At 33.8% G+C, this 17,661-nt stretch carries 23 protein-coding genes and 3 pseudogenes; 21 read left to right on the forward strand and 5 right to left on the reverse strand.

What is annotated here, in order from left to right; translation table 11 throughout:
* Window positions 1–54 precede the first annotated feature (54 nt).
* Both G4D76_RS12660 and G4D76_RS12665 read right to left on the reverse strand, forming a co-directional pair.
* A complete protein-coding gene (locus tag G4D76_RS12660) occupies window positions 55–675 on the reverse strand; it encodes a hypothetical protein (RefSeq protein WP_213810071.1) in 621 nt (206 codons plus the stop codon).
* 61 nt (window positions 676–736) lie between these two features.
* Window positions 737–1,054 (reverse strand): LCP family protein, encoded by a 318-nt coding sequence (locus G4D76_RS12665; protein ID WP_250129995.1) that lies wholly within the window; start codon window positions 1,052–1,054, stop codon window positions 737–739.
* Window positions 1,055–1,559: 505 nt separating this feature from the next.
* On the opposite strand from G4D76_RS12665, the gene G4D76_RS17180 reads away from it, so the two are divergent.
* The 21 genes and pseudogenes from G4D76_RS17180 to G4D76_RS16265 all read left to right on the forward strand — a co-directional run bounded on the left by G4D76_RS17180 (window position 1,560) and on the right by G4D76_RS16265 (window position 16,088).
* Window positions 1,560–1,883, forward strand: a complete 324-nt coding sequence (locus G4D76_RS17180; protein ID WP_371814495.1) for a hypothetical protein — start codon at window positions 1,560–1,562, stop codon at window positions 1,881–1,883.
* 261 nt (window positions 1,884–2,144) lie between these two features.
* Window positions 2,145–2,717: a glycosyltransferase gene (locus G4D76_RS17185; RefSeq protein ID WP_371814699.1), complete on the forward strand. Its 573-nt coding sequence runs from the start codon at window positions 2,145–2,147 to the stop codon at window positions 2,715–2,717.
* A gap of 143 nt (window positions 2,718–2,860) precedes the next feature.
* Window positions 2,861–3,418, forward strand: a complete 558-nt coding sequence (locus G4D76_RS12675; protein WP_371814496.1) for an ABC transporter permease — start codon at window positions 2,861–2,863, stop codon at window positions 3,416–3,418.
* Between the two features lie 13 nt (window positions 3,419–3,431).
* Window positions 3,432–3,668, forward strand: a complete 237-nt coding sequence (locus G4D76_RS17190) for a hypothetical protein (RefSeq protein WP_371814497.1) — start codon at window positions 3,432–3,434, stop codon at window positions 3,666–3,668.
* Window positions 3,669–3,808: 140 nt separating this feature from the next.
* Window positions 3,809–4,465, forward strand: a complete 657-nt coding sequence (locus tag G4D76_RS12680; protein WP_213810073.1) for a hypothetical protein — start codon at window positions 3,809–3,811, stop codon at window positions 4,463–4,465.
* A 123-nt stretch (window positions 4,466–4,588) separates the two neighbouring features.
* On the forward strand, window positions 4,589–4,810 hold the full coding sequence (locus tag G4D76_RS15500; RefSeq protein ID WP_250129996.1) for a hypothetical protein: 222 nt from the start codon (window positions 4,589–4,591) through the stop codon (window positions 4,808–4,810).
* 281 nt (window positions 4,811–5,091) lie between these two features.
* Window positions 5,092–7,212, forward strand: a complete 2,121-nt coding sequence (locus G4D76_RS12685) for a glycosyltransferase (RefSeq protein WP_250129997.1) — start codon at window positions 5,092–5,094, stop codon at window positions 7,210–7,212.
* Window positions 7,213–7,217: 5 nt separating this feature from the next.
* A complete protein-coding gene (locus G4D76_RS12690) occupies window positions 7,218–7,523 on the forward strand; it encodes a hypothetical protein (RefSeq protein ID WP_213810074.1) in 306 nt (101 codons plus the stop codon).
* Between the two features lie 57 nt (window positions 7,524–7,580).
* Window positions 7,581–8,117, forward strand: coding sequence for a heparinase II/III family protein (locus G4D76_RS12695; protein WP_371814700.1), 537 nt, complete (start codon window positions 7,581–7,583; stop codon window positions 8,115–8,117).
* A 31-nt stretch (window positions 8,118–8,148) separates the two neighbouring features.
* On the forward strand, window positions 8,149–8,883 hold the full coding sequence (locus G4D76_RS12700; protein WP_256440593.1) for a heparinase II/III domain-containing protein: 735 nt from the start codon (window positions 8,149–8,151) through the stop codon (window positions 8,881–8,883).
* A gap of 10 nt (window positions 8,884–8,893) precedes the next feature.
* The gene (locus G4D76_RS17195; protein ID WP_371814498.1) at window positions 8,894–9,124 is read left to right on the forward strand and encodes a hypothetical protein; all 231 of its coding nucleotides are present in this window, start codon (window positions 8,894–8,896) and stop codon (window positions 9,122–9,124) included.
* A gap of 31 nt (window positions 9,125–9,155) precedes the next feature.
* Window positions 9,156–9,470 carry a hypothetical protein gene (locus tag G4D76_RS17200; protein ID WP_371814499.1) on the forward strand — a complete coding sequence of 105 codons (315 nt, stop codon included), beginning with the start codon at window positions 9,156–9,158 and terminating at the stop codon, window positions 9,468–9,470.
* 138 nt (window positions 9,471–9,608) lie between these two features.
* Window positions 9,609–10,175, forward strand: coding sequence for a glycosyltransferase (locus G4D76_RS17205; protein WP_371814500.1), 567 nt, complete (start codon window positions 9,609–9,611; stop codon window positions 10,173–10,175).
* 13 nt (window positions 10,176–10,188) lie between these two features.
* A complete protein-coding gene (locus G4D76_RS12710; RefSeq protein ID WP_213810077.1) occupies window positions 10,189–11,097 on the forward strand; it encodes an ABC transporter ATP-binding protein in 909 nt (302 codons plus the stop codon).
* Between the two features lie 80 nt (window positions 11,098–11,177).
* On the forward strand, window positions 11,178–12,008 hold the full coding sequence (locus G4D76_RS12715) for a prolyl oligopeptidase family serine peptidase (RefSeq protein WP_213810078.1): 831 nt from the start codon (window positions 11,178–11,180) through the stop codon (window positions 12,006–12,008).
* A 163-nt stretch (window positions 12,009–12,171) separates the two neighbouring features.
* A complete protein-coding gene (locus G4D76_RS12720; protein WP_213810079.1) occupies window positions 12,172–13,359 on the forward strand; it encodes a glycosyltransferase family 4 protein in 1,188 nt (395 codons plus the stop codon).
* Window positions 13,360–13,831: 472 nt separating this feature from the next.
* Complete coding sequence (locus tag G4D76_RS12725) at window positions 13,832–14,011, forward strand: hypothetical protein (protein ID WP_213810080.1); 180 nt, start codon at window positions 13,832–13,834, stop codon at window positions 14,009–14,011.
* 118 nt (window positions 14,012–14,129) lie between these two features.
* Entirely contained in the window at window positions 14,130–14,426 is a 297-nt protein-coding gene (locus G4D76_RS12730; RefSeq protein WP_213810081.1) for a hypothetical protein, read from the forward strand.
* Window positions 14,427–14,737: 311 nt separating this feature from the next.
* Window positions 14,738–15,010, forward strand: coding sequence for a hypothetical protein (locus G4D76_RS12735; RefSeq protein ID WP_213810082.1), 273 nt, complete (start codon window positions 14,738–14,740; stop codon window positions 15,008–15,010).
* Between the two features lie 22 nt (window positions 15,011–15,032).
* Window positions 15,033–15,814, forward strand: a pseudogene (locus tag G4D76_RS15505) (CDP-glycerol glycerophosphotransferase family protein).
* Complete coding sequence (locus tag G4D76_RS16265; protein ID WP_213810085.1) at window positions 15,804–16,088, forward strand: CDP-glycerol glycerophosphotransferase family protein; 285 nt, start codon at window positions 15,804–15,806, stop codon at window positions 16,086–16,088. Before G4D76_RS15505 ends, G4D76_RS16265 begins: the two are co-directional and overlap by 11 nt.
* A 30-nt stretch (window positions 16,089–16,118) precedes the next feature.
* Here the strand turns inward: G4D76_RS16265 and G4D76_RS12755 are convergent.
* The 3 genes and pseudogenes from G4D76_RS12755 to tagD all read right to left on the reverse strand — a co-directional run bounded on the left by G4D76_RS12755 (window position 16,119) and on the right by tagD (window position 17,646).
* Window positions 16,119–16,348: pseudogene (locus G4D76_RS12755) on the reverse strand (CDP-glycerol glycerophosphotransferase family protein).
* A 22-nt stretch (window positions 16,349–16,370) separates the two neighbouring features.
* Window positions 16,371–17,258, reverse strand: a pseudogene (locus G4D76_RS15510) (CDP-glycerol glycerophosphotransferase family protein).
* On the reverse strand, window positions 17,251–17,646 hold the full coding sequence (gene tagD / locus G4D76_RS12775; protein ID WP_213810088.1) for a glycerol-3-phosphate cytidylyltransferase: 396 nt from the start codon (window positions 17,644–17,646) through the stop codon (window positions 17,251–17,253). Before tagD ends, G4D76_RS15510 begins: the two are co-directional and overlap by 8 nt.
* Window positions 17,647–17,661: the final 15 nt, after the last annotated feature.

Consider the following 17,661-nt stretch of genomic DNA (forward strand, 5'->3'; position numbering starts at 1 on the left):
TGAATATTAGTCACTTTGTCATATGATTTTCTCAAAACAGCCACCTCCACTTAATTAATAATAGTAACCGTTATTAGGTGAATTGCTATTGCTGCCTTCATAGTATTCATCTTGCGTTTCTGTACCATCATCATAGTAGCCATCATCTTGTTGATTATTTGTACCATCATCATAATAACCGTCCTGCTGAGTGTTTGTACCATCATCGTAAGTGCCGCCATTATTATAATTTTCTTCTTGTGATTGCTCATTAGTACCTTCATTTTGAGGTGTCTGATTATCCTGGTTGAAGTCACCGTCTGTAGTATCTTCTAGATCATCTTCACCTTCAATATCTGATTCTTCATAATCAAATTGTTCAGTTTCAAAACCGTCGCCGTAAGGACTTTCGTATCCTTCTTCAGCAAAAAATGGAATACTTTCCGGCTGATGTTCAGTCAGCATATACTCATCCAGATATTCGTAAGGAACAAGATAATCGCCTAATCTTAGCTGCAGTAAATCAAAAGGTTCAGAAGGTTCTATTTCCAGTATATCGCGGATTGTGTTTGACAGAACAAATAAGTGTTCATCATCTGCTCTGTAGAAATATGCTCCATTACCTTGATTCCAATAGTCACTGCCTCTTAATTGTGTTGAATCGAATGAAATATTATTAAAAGCAGTAGTAAGCAAGCTGGCGGATATCTTTCGATGTAAAGTTTCTGTCTTGTGTTATCTGCTCCACTTTTAACAATCATCTATTTCTTAAACCGCCGGATGATTTAACTTTGCTAAGCACTGCTTCAACAAGCTCCATTTGTCTGTTTCCGCGGCCTAAATCTGAATCTACACGTCTGCTTCTTACTACTGCAAGAGCTTCTTCACCGTTTAGTTCCTGCACGCCAGCTTCGAGTTCAACACGCCCCTTGTCATGCTGATTAGGCTCATTCATCTCAAAAGGAACATCGAATTCAACTCCACCTACGGAATCGACGATATCTACAACACCTGCCATATTAATACGTACATAGTAATCCACAGGTACATTTAAAAGCTTTTCTACAGAATTCATTGAAGCAGAAGGACCACCATACATGTGTGCATGATTAATTTTGTCAAAATACTCTTCATTTCTATATATGCAAGTGTATCCCTTGGAATATTGACTAATTTTACATCATCGTTGTTTTATCAAAGTTGCGAGTATCATACTGTCGGTACGGAAATCGTCGCCGCCTAAATTTTCTTTTTCAGCACGTGATTCGTTCTCATCCGTACCAAAATCAGAACTGTGAAACTGTCTTCAACGTTAGCATCTTCTTCCCGCAAGTCAGATTTTTCTCTGTCTGTAGGTTCATACGAACTGCTGACACTTCATCAAAAGTATTATAAAGACTGTAAATATAAATCCCGGCGCCAATCAATATTAGCAGCAGGACAATTACAACTGTCCAAATTATTTTCTTCATCAATGTTATAGACCCATTTCTTGTTTAGATTTTAAAATACACTAACTTCTATTATAATGTTAATAAGACATAATTTAAAACAATATATTAAAATATAGAGGGTTGCAAATGAAAAAGATAACGATGTTCGTATGGAATAATTTTGTGAATGATGCAAGAGTACTGAGAGAAGCTACGGCGTTAACTGATTTAGATTATACAGTAACTATAATCGCTAAGAAAGAATTGTCTGAAATGCATCTTTCTTCCAGTGAGGAAGTTAGAGGAAGAGTGTTTGTAAATAGACCTTTAAAGATCGAATTACCGCAAAAGATAACTGATAAAATTAAGTCATCTATTTTAATCAAGCATATACCAAACATGCTGTTAATGTTCAAAATGATAATGCTTGGACGAAAGTATGATACAGACGTTACCATGCACATGATTTAAATACTCTAATACAAGGCATTGTGAGTGCAAAATTGCGTGTAAACAGAAAGCCATTAATATAGACTCCCATGAAGTCCAGACGAGCAGAACGCACTACAGTTTTGACAAGATATATAAAATAGAAAAGTTTTTACTGAACTTTGTTGATGAAGTAATTGTAGAGAATGACACACGGGCAAACTATCATAATGATTTATATGGTATCCGTCCAACTCCGATACATAACTACTCTGAACTATATAATATTGATGAAGTTAAAGCATTCCCGATAAGGGAGAATATAATATTCCTGAAAGTACAAAAATTGTGCTGTATCAGGGAGGAATGCAGGAAGGCCGAGGACTGTTTAAACTGCTTGATGCGTTTAAAAATATTAATGGAAAGTTAATTATGCTTGGTGATGGAAAAGAACGTCAAAATCTGATAGATTATCATAGTGAATTAGAACTTGAAAACAAAGTGATATTTATAGACAGAGTACCTTATAAAGAACTGAGAAGTTATACAAAATCTGCAGATATTGGTATACAGTTTTTAGAGAATACGAATTTTAATCATTACTCTGCTTCTTCTAATAAGCTATTTGAATATCTAATGGCTCACGTTCCTGTAATTGGATCTGATTTGCCTGAAATCAAAAAAGTAATCGAAGAAGAGAAAGTCGGTTTAACAGTTGAAGAGTCGAATACAACAGAGTTACAGCAGGCTATTCAGAAATTAATTGATGATGAAGGTAAAAGTAATTATTTTAAGAAGAATACTCAAAGAGCAAAACATAAGTATAACTGGGATAATGAGAAACAGATATTGAATAATATTTACTATGAGATCTAAGTGTTATCATGTTTTGCAGGTAACACTTTTTATATTTAATAGAAGTCTTAACAGAAAATATAATGATTATTGGTTTTTTATTGTTCACGTAACAATATTTTACTGCATATGTAATTAAGTGAAAAATTGAATTGAGGAAAACTATGCTGAAAATTATAGAATTTTTTAAGGAACAATGGCATCACAGACATTTAATATGGAAACTTTCTATTTATAATATTAAAAGTCAATATGCTAATCATTATTTAGGTGCATTTTGGAATATACTTCAACCACTTTTACAGGTTCTAATATATTTCATCGTATTTGGTTTAGGCTTGCGTGGAGATAGAGGAGATGTAGAAGGCATACCATTCCTTGTCTATCTGATTTCAGGTCTGTTCCCATGGCTTTATATTCAACAAGGTATTAATGGTGCTTCAAATGCTATTCAAAGTCAGCTTTCATTAGTGACGAAGATGAAGTTCCCAGCGAGTGTTTTACTATCCACTGCAATTTTGAATGGGCTATTTAATCTGCTGCTAGTTACAACTATTGTAATGGCAATCAGCTTGTGGAATGGATACTCAGAACCGGTGCATTATTTAGCGCTGTTATATTTCATATTTGCAAGTTCTGCAATAATTTTTGGTATTTCGTTAATCATGTCATCACTCATAATTATTATCAGAGATATGAAAAATACTGCAAAATGTTATTAGAATGTTTTTCTTCATGACACCGATATTCTGGTCATTATCAGAAGCTAATGAGATACTGCAGATAATGGCTTCGCTCAATCCATTTGCCTATCTGCTTATGAATTACAGATATGCGATGGTTTTTGAAGGTGGGCCGCTCTATGGTGAGATGGCAGATCACTTATATTTTTGGTCATTAACGATAATATTAATCTACATCGGAGTTCACATCCACTATAGATTTAAAAATAAACTGGTAGATTATTTATAAGAGGAGTATTTTCATGAATATTGAATTAGTAAATAAACTGAAAGAATACATCAAAACACCGCAACTTTTTGAAATATTAGTACAGGAAAATAAACCAGAATATATATAATGAGTTCGATATTAATTCAAGTGAACGTACATTGGGGAATTTAAATAATCAGGTTGTACGTGTTTTAGGATTACGTGAGATAGATGGAGAATTTTATGGTCTGATAGAGTTCGGTGCTAATATCATCGGTTGGACAGCACTGGAGAATTCTATCTTTATACACCCAAAGAAACTTGAATCTGTGAAGATTGATTTTGATAAATTCACAACACCTGCATTTAATAGGGAAATAAATATTAATAAAGACTTAGTTTTATCATTAAAAGGCAGGTTGCTAACATCTAAATCATTTATAGAAATAGAAAGTAAACAGCTCGAAATGATTTATTTAAAAGGGAAGTTCCAGGGCTTTGTTTACCCCAAAGATATTATTAGAGGAGTCGATACTCTTGATTATATAACTCTGGATGACAGCGTGCAGCTTTACAGAGATTCTAACCTGGTTATTGATCAGGAGCCAGTTGCAGAGACAATGAAAGCAACAGTAACACTTGTGTTTCCTGAATTAAATTTAGCTAAATTATCTACTGGAAATCAAACTTCATGGGTAAATTTAGATGAGTTGGACTATAGCACAAGCCATCTGGAAAAATACAGCGGTCCATTGCAAGAAAATTTTATTCAGCTGCAGACAAACGAGCGGAAGAAAACTAAAAGCATTATTGAATCTCTTTTAAAAACAAATTGAACTAGAAAAAAATATTGAAAAGTACGAAACCCGTATCGATCGCGTAGAACATTTATATAATAATCTGAGGAATTCAAAGCTTGGTAAAATTCAAATCGCGATTTGGGAAAGGAGAGGGAAATAGTGGGTAAGAACTTCACTGAAAAAGAAACTGAATTAGTAAAAGATACAGAAATAATTAAAGGGTTCGATGACCTGGATAAAGTAGAACGTCTTAAGCACTATGTCAATCTTCTAGATGAAGATTACTTCAGAGCACTCGAACATTTAAGCAATGAAAAAATGTATAACTCACAGTACAATATTACGAAGAATTTGAACAAAATGGCAAGACAGATTTCTTAGAAGAACTTGAAACTCATTTTCCTGAAATTAGCAAGAGCAACGGTTCCCGGTTTTATAAGAAACTAGATTATAATATCGGAATTATTTGTGATGAGTTTGTATATAATGCTTACAAAGATTCAGCAAATATAAAGTATATTTCGGCAGACAGTGATATTGAAAATAGTAATTTTGATTTTGTAATTGTAGTCAGTTCCTGGAGAGGGATTGACGGCAGCTGGGCTCAGGTTGCGTCACCACGAAGTGATAAACGTGAAATACTTATGGGAATGATTTCTAAATTGAAAAAGTCCGGAGTGCCAACAGCTTTTTACTCTAAAGAAGATCCTGTAAATTACCACCTATTTAAAGATGTTGCCAAAGAATGTGATGTGATTTATACAAGTGCAGTGGAAATGGTGGATAAGTATAAACAATACTGTAATAACGAACACGTTCACGTTATGGAATTCGGTGTAAATCCGAAATATCATAATCCAGTAGGCAGCAGAACACAAATAGCAATCCAAAACAAAGACCACGTCCTATTTGCAGGCAGCTGGACAGAAAAGTATCCGGTAAGAAATAACGAATCCGCAAGAATGTTTGATGGTGTTAAGGAAAATGGTTTCGATTTAACTATCGTGGACAGAAATCTGGAACTGAGAAAGACGAGATATCAGTTTCCAAAAAGGTACATTGAAAACCTAACCTATCCTATGGAACATAATGACCTGATGGACACTCACAGATTAATTCCGTGGGCAATTAACGTCAACTCTGTGAAGTACTCTGAAACAATGTTTGCCAACAGGGTGTTTGAATTGCAGGCAATGGGAAATCTTATGCTTACTAATTACAGTATGGGGGTCAATAATAAATTTCCGAATTTATTTATTGTGAATACAAAAGCTGATGTGAAATCCATGCTTAGTAATCACTCTGAACGAGAATATGAAGACATGAGAGCAAAAGGAATCAGACAGGTTATGCTTAACGAAACTGGCTTCCACCGTATTTCTCAATTCGCGGAGAACTTCGGAATGAAGTCGAATATTGAAGAAAAGAAAATTTTAGTTGTTGCTTCAGGAATCACAGCTAAAATACAGGATTCATTCGACAGACAAATGTATAATAATAAAACCTTAATCAGTGAAAGTGAATTGACTGGAGTACATCCCGGGGATTATAACTTTATAACATACTTCAGTGAAGAATTTATTTATGAAGAGTATCATCTTGAGGATTTACTGTCGGCCTTCGTATATACTGATGTGGATTTTGTCACTAAGCAAAATTCCAAGTTGCATGACTACTCTAATAGTTATGAAAATCTGAATTTGACAATGTTCGATGCAAGTATTTTAAATAGAAGTTTTAAGACAGATTCAGAAAATGGTTATGCAATCCCAATGACAGAAATACTAACTAATCTTCCGGAAACTATAAGCACTGAGAAATTGGTTTCTGTTATCGTGCCGATTCATAATAACGGAAGATATCTTGAAGATAAGTGTTTTAGAAGTCTAACGAGATCATCTATTTTTGATAAAATGGAAATCATTTTTATAAATGATGGAAGCACTGATTTGGAGACTATAAGTATTATCAACAGATTAAGACGCAGGTATCCGGACATTGTCTATGTAGAGTACCCGGAAGGGTCAGGGAGTGCATCAAGGCCAAGGAATGAAGGCGCTAAAATGGTTAAGACACCTTATCTAACTTATCTAGATCCGGATAATGAAGCATCGGGTGATGGTTATGCAGATTTACTGAATAAGCTGCTTGAAAATCCGGATCTTGATATGGCTGTTGGTAATATTATGAAAGAAGATAATAAACGCCGGGCTACATTCAAATATTCCGGTACTGTTAAAAAATTCAATAATAAAAATCTTCTAATTGATGATACACATCAATTTATGAAAGATTCCGGGCTCCGTGCCCAAAGTATTCAGGCACTTATTGTTAAAACTAATATTATTCAGGATAACAATATAGAAATGGTTGAAGGCGCAGCGGGACAGGATACTGTATTCTTCCAGGAACTGATTTTAAACTGCCGCAATGCAATTGCAGTTGAAACTTTTGTTCATATGTATTACGCAGCGGTGAGTGGTTCAGTTACTAATACTATAGGGAAGAAATTCTTTGATAAATATTACAAACTTGAAATTGAAAGAATACCATTCCTTAAAGAACACAAATTACTTGAAACTTACCTTAATGAAAGATTCAATTTCTATATTAAAGGATGGTATTTATCAAGAATTGATCGTATCAAACGGGAAGAACGTCATGAAGCTATTACAAGATTTTTAGATATTTACAGTTTATATGATAACTATGAAAAAGTTGAAGACAATGATTTATTGGAAAGTATCAAGGCATTGAAAAACGAAGTGAATTATAAGGAATGAATTTCATGACAAATATTTTTGCCAGGTTATTAAAAAGAGAAGACAGCGTTAATTTTATCGATTCAATAGAAGAATATGATTTTATTAAACTTCTTGAATACGACAAAAACACTAAATTAATAGCGGATTCTGCTATGGATAATTTCATTATTCCATTTCCAAACTTTGCAAAAACTGATTTCAATAATGGTCATAACTGGAATGCAACAAATAAAAGTTATGGGAAAAGCTACCAGTTTATATACATTCATTGCGATTTGTCAGCAGTTTGCTGCTGGAGTATGATAATACAAAAGATGTTCAGTATTTAGAAAAAGCAAAAATGTTTATAGAATCCTGGGTTGACTTTATGGAATCAAAACAGAAGAATGAAATGCTCTGGTATGATCATCCTGCAGCCAACAGAGTTCAAAATATTATTATTTTCTCTATCTCTCAAAAATATTTTAGAGGTCGATGAAAAAAAATACTTCAATCTCCTGAAAAAACATGGGGAATTCTTAATGGATGATAAGAATTATAAGTATAATAATCATTCATTAATGATGGACAGATCATTAATGATTCTCGGAAATATTCTTGATAATCGCGAATTATTCAATACAGGTTACAGAAGAGCAAAAGAAACATTCTGGTATTCTTTCAGTTCTAAAGGGGGGCATTTAGAAAACTCTCCTGACTATCACAGGATGGTAGTGAAAATGTATCAGGAGATGGAAGAATATTTAAATAAGCATGAACAGACATTTGGTGAAATAATAAACAAAAAATTGAACGTTGCTCTTGAGTTTTTACCAGTTATTTCTAGACCGGACAAACGTCTGCCTGCATTAGGAGACTCGGGTAACAGTGCTTTAGGGAGAAAAAAGTATTTAAAAATTTCTCCGATGATGAGCTTGGTCTGACTGTAATTCAGAGCGAAGATTTTTATACTTCATTTACAGCAGGTTATTCAACAGTCACACACAACACAGAGATGATCTAAGCATGACTCTGTTCTATAAAGGAGATGACATTCTTGTAGACTCCGGAAAGTTCAGCTATGGCGGTGATATAAGAAGACGTTACATTATGTCGCCCCAGGCTCACAGTACCCTGTTCTTTGATAAAGAAGATTATAAATTGGATAATGATAATAGATTCTCCAGAAAAGTGCAGATAACAAAATACTTTGATAATAAAAAGTATACTTTTGTTGAAGGGAAGAACCACAGCTTTGAAAGCTCAAAACTATCCCGCAGATTAATTGCGTTAAAGAATTATCCAGTTGTGATATTGCTGGATTCGGCACAAAGTGAAGTAGAATCAAATATATATCAAAATTTTAACTTGTCACCACAGATTGAAATTGTAAATTATGAAGCCAGCACTGCAAAAATTAAAACTAAATCCGGAAATATTGTAACATTTACTCAATTACAGGATATTAAAGAAAAAATTGATGTTTTACCCTCACAGACTGAACCAGTACAATCTATTGTAACTTCAGGTTATGGTAAAGCAGTAGAAACAAAACAGCTGAGGTTTTCAGCAGCTGTTAATAGTAACAGTGATTATGTATTTAAAACAATAATCAGTATGGATGACTCTCTAAATATACAGGTGACAGACATAAATGAATCTGCACTACAAATATCTGTAAATGGTGAAGAGATTTTTATAAATATATAGGTGATGAATAATGAAAAAAGTCACAGTGTTTGTATGGAACCATTTTACGAACGATGCACGGGTAATGAGAGAGTGTCTTACATTAAGTGAAAATGGCTATGATGTAAATTTAATTGCGATTGCAAATAAAAAAATACCCGAAGCAGTTCCATATGAGGTAATCAATGAGAACTTTAAGGTGCATCGTGTGCCAATGTACCCTGCTGCACTCGAGTATTATTTTAAAAGAAAGAAAGAGTGACAGTAGTGTGACTGCTGGAGTGACGGCAGTAATGTCACCGATTTTATTCAAATACTCTAAAAAGCTTGTTAGTGATGTTAAGCGGATTAATTGCAACTGCAGTAACCTTAAAAATAATAAGCTGAGACAAAACACAGTGAAATTGATTCGAAGTTTAAAAATGATTGGGAAAGGTCTTGAGAAAAGAGCAGACATTTATCATTCCAATGATTTAAACACTTTGGCTCAAGGTGTCATTTGTACGATAATTCATGACAGTAAACTTGTTTATGACTCTCATGAAGTTCAAACTGACCGGACAGGCTATAACCCGGACACTAAAATTAGTAGAAAAAAGTTTGATTAAATTTGCAGATGAAACAATTGTTGAGAACAAAACACGTGCAAAAAACATGAAGAGTTATATGGTTATCTGCCAAAAACACTTCACAATTATTCAGCACTGTATGATATAGACAAGGTTCCTGACGTCGATTTATATGAAATGCTTAATATCGAACGTTCAAAAAAAATATTACTGTATCAAGGCGGAGTTCAGTATGGCAGAGGACTCGATGTATTAATCCAGGTGATGGATTATATTGAAAATGGAGTACTTGTTATAATTGGTGATGGCAAGCTGAAAGAAGAGCTGATAGAGGCAACAGTTAGAAAGGAATTGGAAGATAAAGTTAAGTTTCTTCCTAAAGTTCCGTTAGATCAACTGCCTTCATATACGAAACAAGCTTATATAGGATATCAGGTACTGCAAAATACAAGTTATAATCATTACTCAGCATCTTCTAATAAGCTTTTTGAGTATATCATGGCAGAAGTTCCAGTCATCAGCTGTGATTTCCCTGAAATAAAACGTGTTGTAGACGAAGAGAATATAGGTATAACTGTAGAAGCAGATAAACCTGAAAGTATTGCTTTAGCTACTCAGAGATTAATTGATAACCCTGATCTTAGAGATGAATTAAGCATGAATTGCAAAAGTGCGAAGTATAAATATAACTGGGAAAATGAAAAAGAAGAGTTACTTAATATTTATAATGGATTAAGTAATTGAGAGAAGGTTAAATATGACTTATAAAGTTAAGGTCGAAAATATTTCAAAAATATATGATATGAACAGAAGCCGTAAGGACAAATTGCTGTCATTATTTACGTTCGGGTACTTTTATAAAGAAAAACCATTTTATGCATTAAGGGACATATCATTTGAAGTGGAACCGGGTGACTCAGTAGGTATAGTCGGTTTGAACGGATCAGGTAAATCAACATTATCCGATTTACTTGGTGAGGCTACAGTACCTAGCGAGGGTAAAATTACTATTAATGGTACCAGTTCAATGATTGCGATTAATGCTGGTTTGGATCAGGAATTAACAGGTGTGGAAAACATTAAGAAGAAATGTTTAATGCACGGACTTTCTGAAAAACAAATAGATGAACGTTACGATGATATTTTAGAATTCAGTGAACTAGATGACTTTATAAATCAACCGATAAAATCATATTCCAGCGGTATGAAATCACGCCTAGGTTTTGCCATTGCAATTCATACAGATCCTGATGTGCTAATCGTAGATGAAGCTTTATCGGTTGGAGATGAAACTTTTTCTAATAAATGTATTGAAAAAATAAAACAGTTTCAAAAAGAAGGGAAAACAATATTTTTTGTTTCCCATTCAGCAAAACAGGTTGGCAGAATGTGTAATAAAGCAATGTGGATCCATTATGGTGAGATGATTGATTACGGCAAGTGTGTCCCCATCGCTAACGAGTATGCACGGTTTATCACAAAATTTCAGAAAATGTCCAAACAAGATCAACTCGATTATAAGAAGGAAATGCTTGCAAAGCAGCAGGAAAGAAGTAATGATATTAAAATTAAAAAGTATCGGAGACCATTACTACGATATATTCCAATTGTTTCATTATTTGGTCTTTTTGTTTATAGTGTTTTATTGCAATTAAATATATTTTAAAGTAATAATGTTATAAATTGATTAGTGTTTTAGCTAGTTTGATTATAAAATGTTAGCAATACGAATTATGGTGGGATTATATGGATATAATAAAAATTAATAGTATAAGTGAGCTTGAAAAAATAAAAATTAGATTTAATAAAAAAACAGAAATACATTATACAAGTGATAATTTAACATATTGTTTTCTAGTAAGGTTAAAAAGATTCACTTCAAAGTTACTTGTGTTATCAAATGGTGCAATTGATCCTAAAAGAAGTAAACCGCCCGTTTATATGAGACATAAGTGGTCAGATGATTTTGATGCTTCACATATATTTCTAGATGACCCGACAATTCATAAAGATAAACTTAGAATTGGTTGGGGACAGGGAATCAAAGAAGAGTTTGCTTTAGAAATATATAGTGAAATTATCAAAACTTTATCAAAAAGATTAGAAATAAAAGATAACGATGTTTATTATTATGGCTCTTCTGCGGGTGGATTTATGTCTATGGTTTTATCAGCAATGCATAGTGACTCTAGTGCTATTGTTAATAATCCACAGACAGATGTAAAGAATTATGCAGAGAGTGCTTCTAAACCATTAATTGAAAAAATATATGGGAGTATCGAATATGCTTATGAAAATTATGCTCATAGACTAGATGTTATAGAAGCTTTTAAATACTATGATTATACTCCCAATATTTTATATGTACAAAATAGACTATGTGGTCCTGATATGAAAAAGCACTATTTTCCTTATATGCAAAAGTTCACGAAGAGTAAACTGAATTTGCAACAGACAAAAACATTACTTTACCATAATAAAAAAGCGGGACATAATCCATTGGGACAAGAAGATACTGTGAAATTGATAAATGATACTATGAATGTTAAACGTTCTTTTAAATTAAAATTATTTTAATTTACATTGAATAAGTAAAATAAAAAGGTCATACTATCTAATTAATCTTTTATGTTATCATTATATAATCATATTGAATCGTGATATAAAAATCTATAGTAGTTATTAAGAAAGGCTGAACTTAATTGTTTAGCCTTTATCTTTGTAAAAGTTAAGGTGACTTATGAAAATATTATTAATCACACAGAATTTTTATCCGGAAATCGGTTCCGGTGCGAACAGATTAAAAAACTTATATATCCAGCTGTCTAAAAAGCATGACGTTGAAGTGCTGACGACAAATCCATCGTACCCGAATGCAAAGATGTATGATGAAGATAAATACTGGAGCAATGACCAGATAAATCATTCGAAAAATATAATGAGACTTAAAATGAGAACGGATAAGCAAAGTAAATCGATGGCATTCCGTTTATTATATTATTTTGAACTTGCTTACAAGGTACGAGTGTATGTGAAAAAATATCAGCATATGTACGATGCTGTTTATGTCACGTCACCTAACATATTTCTTCCGTGGGCTGCCTTTTTCCAAAAGAGAAGTAAAGGCGTCCAACGTATTTTAGAAGTGCGGGACCTTTGGCCGGACAGTGTCCGTGATGTTGAGAAAATGAATATCGACTTATTCTTCCCGATCTTAAAATTCATGGAAAAAATGCTCTACAAGCAATCGGATAAAATTGTTATTAACAATGAAGGGTTTAGAAAATACATAAACCGGATGATAAAAAAGAAGCCTATATTATTTTTACCGAATGCATTTACTGAAAAAGAAATTGGGTTTGAAGATGTTCCTGATGAATTTCAGGTTATTTACACCGGTAATATTGGCTTTGCACAAAGCTATGAAAAACTTCAGGAAATGGCACACAAACTTGAAGAAAATAAAATTAACTTTAAAATCATCGGTTACGGAATGAACGCTCATTTATTCCAATCGTATATTGAGTATAATAACTTTGAATATATTACTTTCGAAGAAGAGAAGACGAGAGAAGAGTGTCTGGTTGAAATACGTAATTCAAATATTCAGCTGTCTATACTAAAAGACAGCGAGGTATTCCTAAATGTACTGCCAGGTAAAGTAATTGACGGAATTGCGTCAGGCGTCCCTGTAGTGACGAATTTAGGCGGTTACACGAGTGATTTAATTAATGAGTATCATATTGGCTACGCTAAAGAGAAAGCAACAGTCTATGATCTAGTAGATGCCATCATGGAAGTGAAAAGTAATAAGGAGCTTGAATTGATTCTAAGAGAGAATTCGAAAGAACTCTTAAAATCACATTTTTTATGGGAAAGTAATATAGAAAAACTAGAAGAATTTATCCATCTAAAAGAGTTTAAGTAGCTCTCAAGCTACTTAAACTCTTTTATAATTTTCTTATTCTAAAATATAATGTAAAATGAGAATACTATTATAAACTTTATTAATCTTTAGGAGTTTTCAAATGAGTAACCTTAAAAGAAATTAATAAAAATGATACCATGTAAGATGAGATTTTTGACTCGTGAAATTTTCTTCTGCGATGTGACTGAACACCAAGAATATATCAGTGTAAATGTAATTTTAAAAAAATTTTATAATTTCAATTTAAAAGAAAAATTAGAAGTTTTTCTTTCTAATGGAGGAGACACAAAGGACATTGGAATGTTTACTTGAAAAAGATGTACTTCTATAAAGCTTCCTTATGGAATGCTAAAGCTGTGTATGGTAATTCATCTATAAATATTACATTTAATAATAAACATATGATTGTGAAAGAAAATATAGATAATCATAACAAACGTCATTTTTTAAAAATGGCAGATATTTTAATATCATGGCTAACGGGACACTTATTCTTGAGCATTTATTTGCAGAGTATACTTTCAATCCTTCTTATATTTCTGCAAGAGAAATGAAGGCTTCATATGATAATTTATCGATAGCATTTAAAGATAAACATGATATGGAACGATACAATATTGCATTGCTTTACCCAAATAAAAGTAATTTCTGAATGTCGGTAAAGGACAGGTAATGACTGCTGCTGATTTTAGCAATGTAACTATGGGCAGAGCTACAGTTTATGTTATTAAAGGATACGAAATGATCCGGTCAAACTCAGTATAGATGAAGTGGATTTAACGACTAAAGAACATAATCTGAAGTTTTTAAATGAAGGTCCTGAACTCTATGCATATATCGAAAATCAACTTGAAATGACTGCCGCTGATGCTGAGATATCAGAAGACAGCGTATTTTTAAAAATGTCTTATAATGAAAGTTTTGACATTGATACATTTGTTACTGTGGATACTATTTCCGGTAAGGAAGAACGATTTAAGACAAAAATGTATCGCCTGGTGAATTTGAATCAGTCATTCCAGTCAGTATACTCGTTAATGAATTTTCAAAGAAAAAATTTAAGCTGATTACCGCATCAGAGGAGCCGCTTACACTGCAGCCGAATGTAAATCATCTGAATGTACTTGGCTTCGGTAAACGTCTCGTTATTAATTACGAACATGAAAATATAAAAGTCTGGTTTTATAAGAGAAAATACGGCGCTTGGCTTTAAAATGACCCGCCCCCGCATGCGAAGAAAGATAACCGAAATTGAAGGTTTTAGTTTTAAAGGTTTCATAAGGGGTGAAGAAAACTTTACAGATTGTGACACCTATATGATTTTTGAAGATCGTTACAGTAAAGATTCAATCCGTTTCAGATTGATGAAGAATTCAGTATGGACTTGAACGACTTGAATTTAGTATCGATTAAGAGCAAGGATAAAACCATACTGGATGTATTTGTTGCAATGATTCACACCGACGGAGAAATCGTGCGGAAAGAAAAGATTAAATATAAATTCTCCGATTATAAAAAAGATAATTATTACGGCAGCTATTCTGAAAAGGATGATGAAGGAAACGCCCATTATCACTTAATTACAACAACGCCATTTGATAATCTTAAAATAGAAACATTCTCTATTCCAAAAGGTAGTAATACCCGGTGAGACAAATAAGAAAGATTATAACATGTGGCTTGTCGGTGAGCGTTACGATACAGCACAGGATAACGGTTATGCATTATACAAATATTTGCGGCAGCACACAGATATAAACGCGTATTATGCCATTGAAAGCAATGCTCTCGATTATGACAAGATAAAATCAGATCCGCACGTATTGGCATTTGGTTCGATAGAACATTTTGAAATTGCCTTTAAAGCAGGTGTTCTGCTCGGCACACATGATCTTGAAAATCTTTTGCCTTATAAGCCGGCACGCGATTTTTTCAACTACGAAGATACTGTAAGAATATTCCTTCAGCATGGTGTGCTCGGCCGTAAAAGAGTGGAATACCATAAAAAATATTACGATCTGCCGTTCGATTTATTTATAGTCAGCAGCGAACCTGAGAAGTACGATGTCGTCATGAAGAAGCTTGGATACGATGATGAAGATGTTGCAATTACAGGGCTTGCCCGGTTTGATTCATTGCCTCGGGGGAACAAAACAAAGATATACTGCTTATGCCGACCTGGCGTGACTGGATTAATACAGATGAGGCATTTCTGACGAGTAAATATTTCCATAACTACAATGGGCTGATTCACAATGAACGCCTGATTAAAATTTTGGAAGATAATGACGTACAGCTGAACTTTTACCCGCATTACAGAGCGCAGATGTATTTTAACGATGAAATTTTAAACCCGAGCAATAATATTAAATTTATTCAGCTCGGCACTCGGACAGTACAGGAACTCCTGATTGAGCATTCATTGTTAAACGGATTACTCGAGTGTGAGCTTTGACTTTACACTGATGAATAAGCCCGTTATTTACTATCACTTTGATGTCAGAAAATTTTTCAGACAGGGAAAACTCCGTCCGTTATTCCAGACTTTTATCGGTGATATTGCGCGGACCGAAGATGATTTAATCGATTTAATTGAAACTCAGATTAAGCTGAACTTTAAATCGGATCAGCCTGATATTTCAGGCATATTTAAATATCAGGATCATGCTAATTCAGCACGGATATATGACAGTGTTAAAGATAAAATTAACAGTAAAATTAATAAGTAAAGAAACCATCCGGCTTAGGATGGTTTCTTTTTACGTTCCGTATATATGCTTAACTAAATCTCTGCTCGACTGGCCGCTGCTGTATTTATTCCACTGGTCATTAAAATCTGTAACTTTCTGGATATCGAAATTGTTTTCCTGTATCTCTTTAATAATATCTTCTGTACTGTACGCAATTGGACCGGGCATATATGATTCATAGTTAAACCAGATACCGCGTTCTTTTCATACTCCTTTAAATCGTAGGGGAAGAATATCATAGGCTTATTCAGAATTGAAAATTCAAACGGTATCGATGAGTAGTCTGTAATATGTCTGAAGAGACCAGCAGCGAGTTAATTTCAAAACGTGTTGAGACGTCAGTGACAAACTCATCATTATTAAGCCGGACAGTTTAACGGCAGGATGAAGTTTTAACAGCAGATGATACTCGCTGCCAAGACTTTTTTTCATCAAATCAATACTCAGATTTACATCTGCCAGTTCAAATTGATGATCTCTGAATGTGGGTGCATAGAGCAGTTCTTACCTGTAAGTTCTGGCAGCGCAGCATGTACTTTTTTGCTGCGTTGTTAACAGCCTCTCTACTGTAAAAGAATCAGTTCTCGGGACACCGGTTTTGATCATGCGGCTGTCATCTGCTTCAAAGGCTTCACCAAATATATAAGCCATTTCATCCGAACCGACAGCAAAGTAATGGAATCTGCTGTAGACTTTTTTAAAGCGGTCATATGTGCTGATCCGTCGGTCTTTTATTGTTTTATCTCTGTATCCAAAATATTTCACCGCACCATTGGCATGCCATAATTGAGTACATTTTACTGACGCACGGAAATTACAGGCAGCGAGTACCACGTGATAGTTATCGATAAAAATATACTTACCTGTCGCGAGATGATACATTCCCCTGATTAAAGAGAAAACTTTGCGCGGAGTAAAATCAACGATATTATCTGCCTTGATATTGTTAAACGTTTTTTGTGAGCGGGGTTCTTTTAATATGTAAATTTCTGATGAGGTCTGTTTCTTTACTTCATCAATGACATATTCTATATTGTCACCGAACGATGACAGCATTATCGTTTTGTCTTTCAGCGGCATCAGACTAAATATATTAAAGATAGTGCTGAGCACAGCAAGGTAAAAAGCAATGGCTGCTTCTTTAATCATTTTTCTGCTTTAGCTCGACTTTAATTTTTGTTGTTGAAACCCCGCTCGTTCTCGGCAGATAAACGACTTCACAATATTCTTTAAGAAAATCGAATTCACCTTCCCAGTCATTGCCCATCACGAAAGTATCAATATTATATTTTTTAACATCTTTGACCTTTTGATCCCAGTTATCTTCACCGATGACTTCATCGACATATTTTATCGCTTCAAGTATTTGTTTACGCTCTGCAAAGGAGTGATACGCTTCCTTATGTTTTTGTATATTGAACTCGTCTGTAGATACTGCAACGATTAAATAGTCCCCGAGGTCCTTCGCACGTCGCAGTATATTTATGTGTCCTGTATGAAGCAGGTCGAATGTTCCGTAAGTAATTACTTTTTTCATGATAATTTGCCTCCG

The sequence above is a fragment of the Jeotgalicoccus sp. WY2 genome, from assembly GCF_018437745.1.
GTDB lineage: Bacteria > Bacillota > Bacilli > Staphylococcales > Salinicoccaceae > Jeotgalicoccus > Jeotgalicoccus psychrophilus.

Coding starts and splice junctions, on each gene's coding strand:
- G4D76_RS12665 (WP_250129995.1), bottom strand. CDS start 1,054: ATGAATTCTGTAGAAAAGCTTTTAAATGTACCTGTGGATTACTATGTA.
- G4D76_RS17180 (WP_371814495.1), top strand. CDS start 1,560: ATGAAAAAGATAACGATGTTCGTATGGAATAATTTTGTGAATGATGCA.
- G4D76_RS12675 (WP_371814496.1), top strand. CDS start 2,861: ATGCTGAAAATTATAGAATTTTTTAAGGAACAATGGCATCACAGACAT.
- G4D76_RS17190 (WP_371814497.1), top strand. CDS start 3,432: ATGACACCGATATTCTGGTCATTATCAGAAGCTAATGAGATACTGCAG.
- G4D76_RS12690 (WP_213810074.1), top strand. CDS start 7,218: ATGACAAATATTTTTGCCAGGTTATTAAAAAGAGAAGACAGCGTTAAT.
- G4D76_RS12695 (WP_371814700.1), top strand. CDS start 7,581: ATGAAATGCTCTGGTATGATCATCCTGCAGCCAACAGAGTTCAAAATA.
- G4D76_RS17195 (WP_371814498.1), top strand. CDS start 8,894: ATGAAAAAAGTCACAGTGTTTGTATGGAACCATTTTACGAACGATGCA.
- G4D76_RS17200 (WP_371814499.1), top strand. CDS start 9,156: ATGTCACCGATTTTATTCAAATACTCTAAAAAGCTTGTTAGTGATGTT.
- G4D76_RS17205 (WP_371814500.1), top strand. CDS start 9,609: ATGCTTAATATCGAACGTTCAAAAAAAATATTACTGTATCAAGGCGGA.
- G4D76_RS12710 (WP_213810077.1), top strand. CDS start 10,189: ATGACTTATAAAGTTAAGGTCGAAAATATTTCAAAAATATATGATATG.
- G4D76_RS12715 (WP_213810078.1), top strand. CDS start 11,178: ATGGATATAATAAAAATTAATAGTATAAGTGAGCTTGAAAAAATAAAA.
- G4D76_RS12720 (WP_213810079.1), top strand. CDS start 12,172: ATGAAAATATTATTAATCACACAGAATTTTTATCCGGAAATCGGTTCC.
- G4D76_RS12725 (WP_213810080.1), top strand. CDS start 13,832: ATGGCTAACGGGACACTTATTCTTGAGCATTTATTTGCAGAGTATACT.
- G4D76_RS12735 (WP_213810082.1), top strand. CDS start 14,738: ATGGACTTGAACGACTTGAATTTAGTATCGATTAAGAGCAAGGATAAA.
- tagD (WP_213810088.1), bottom strand. CDS start 17,646: ATGAAAAAAGTAATTACTTACGGAACATTCGACCTGCTTCATACAGGA.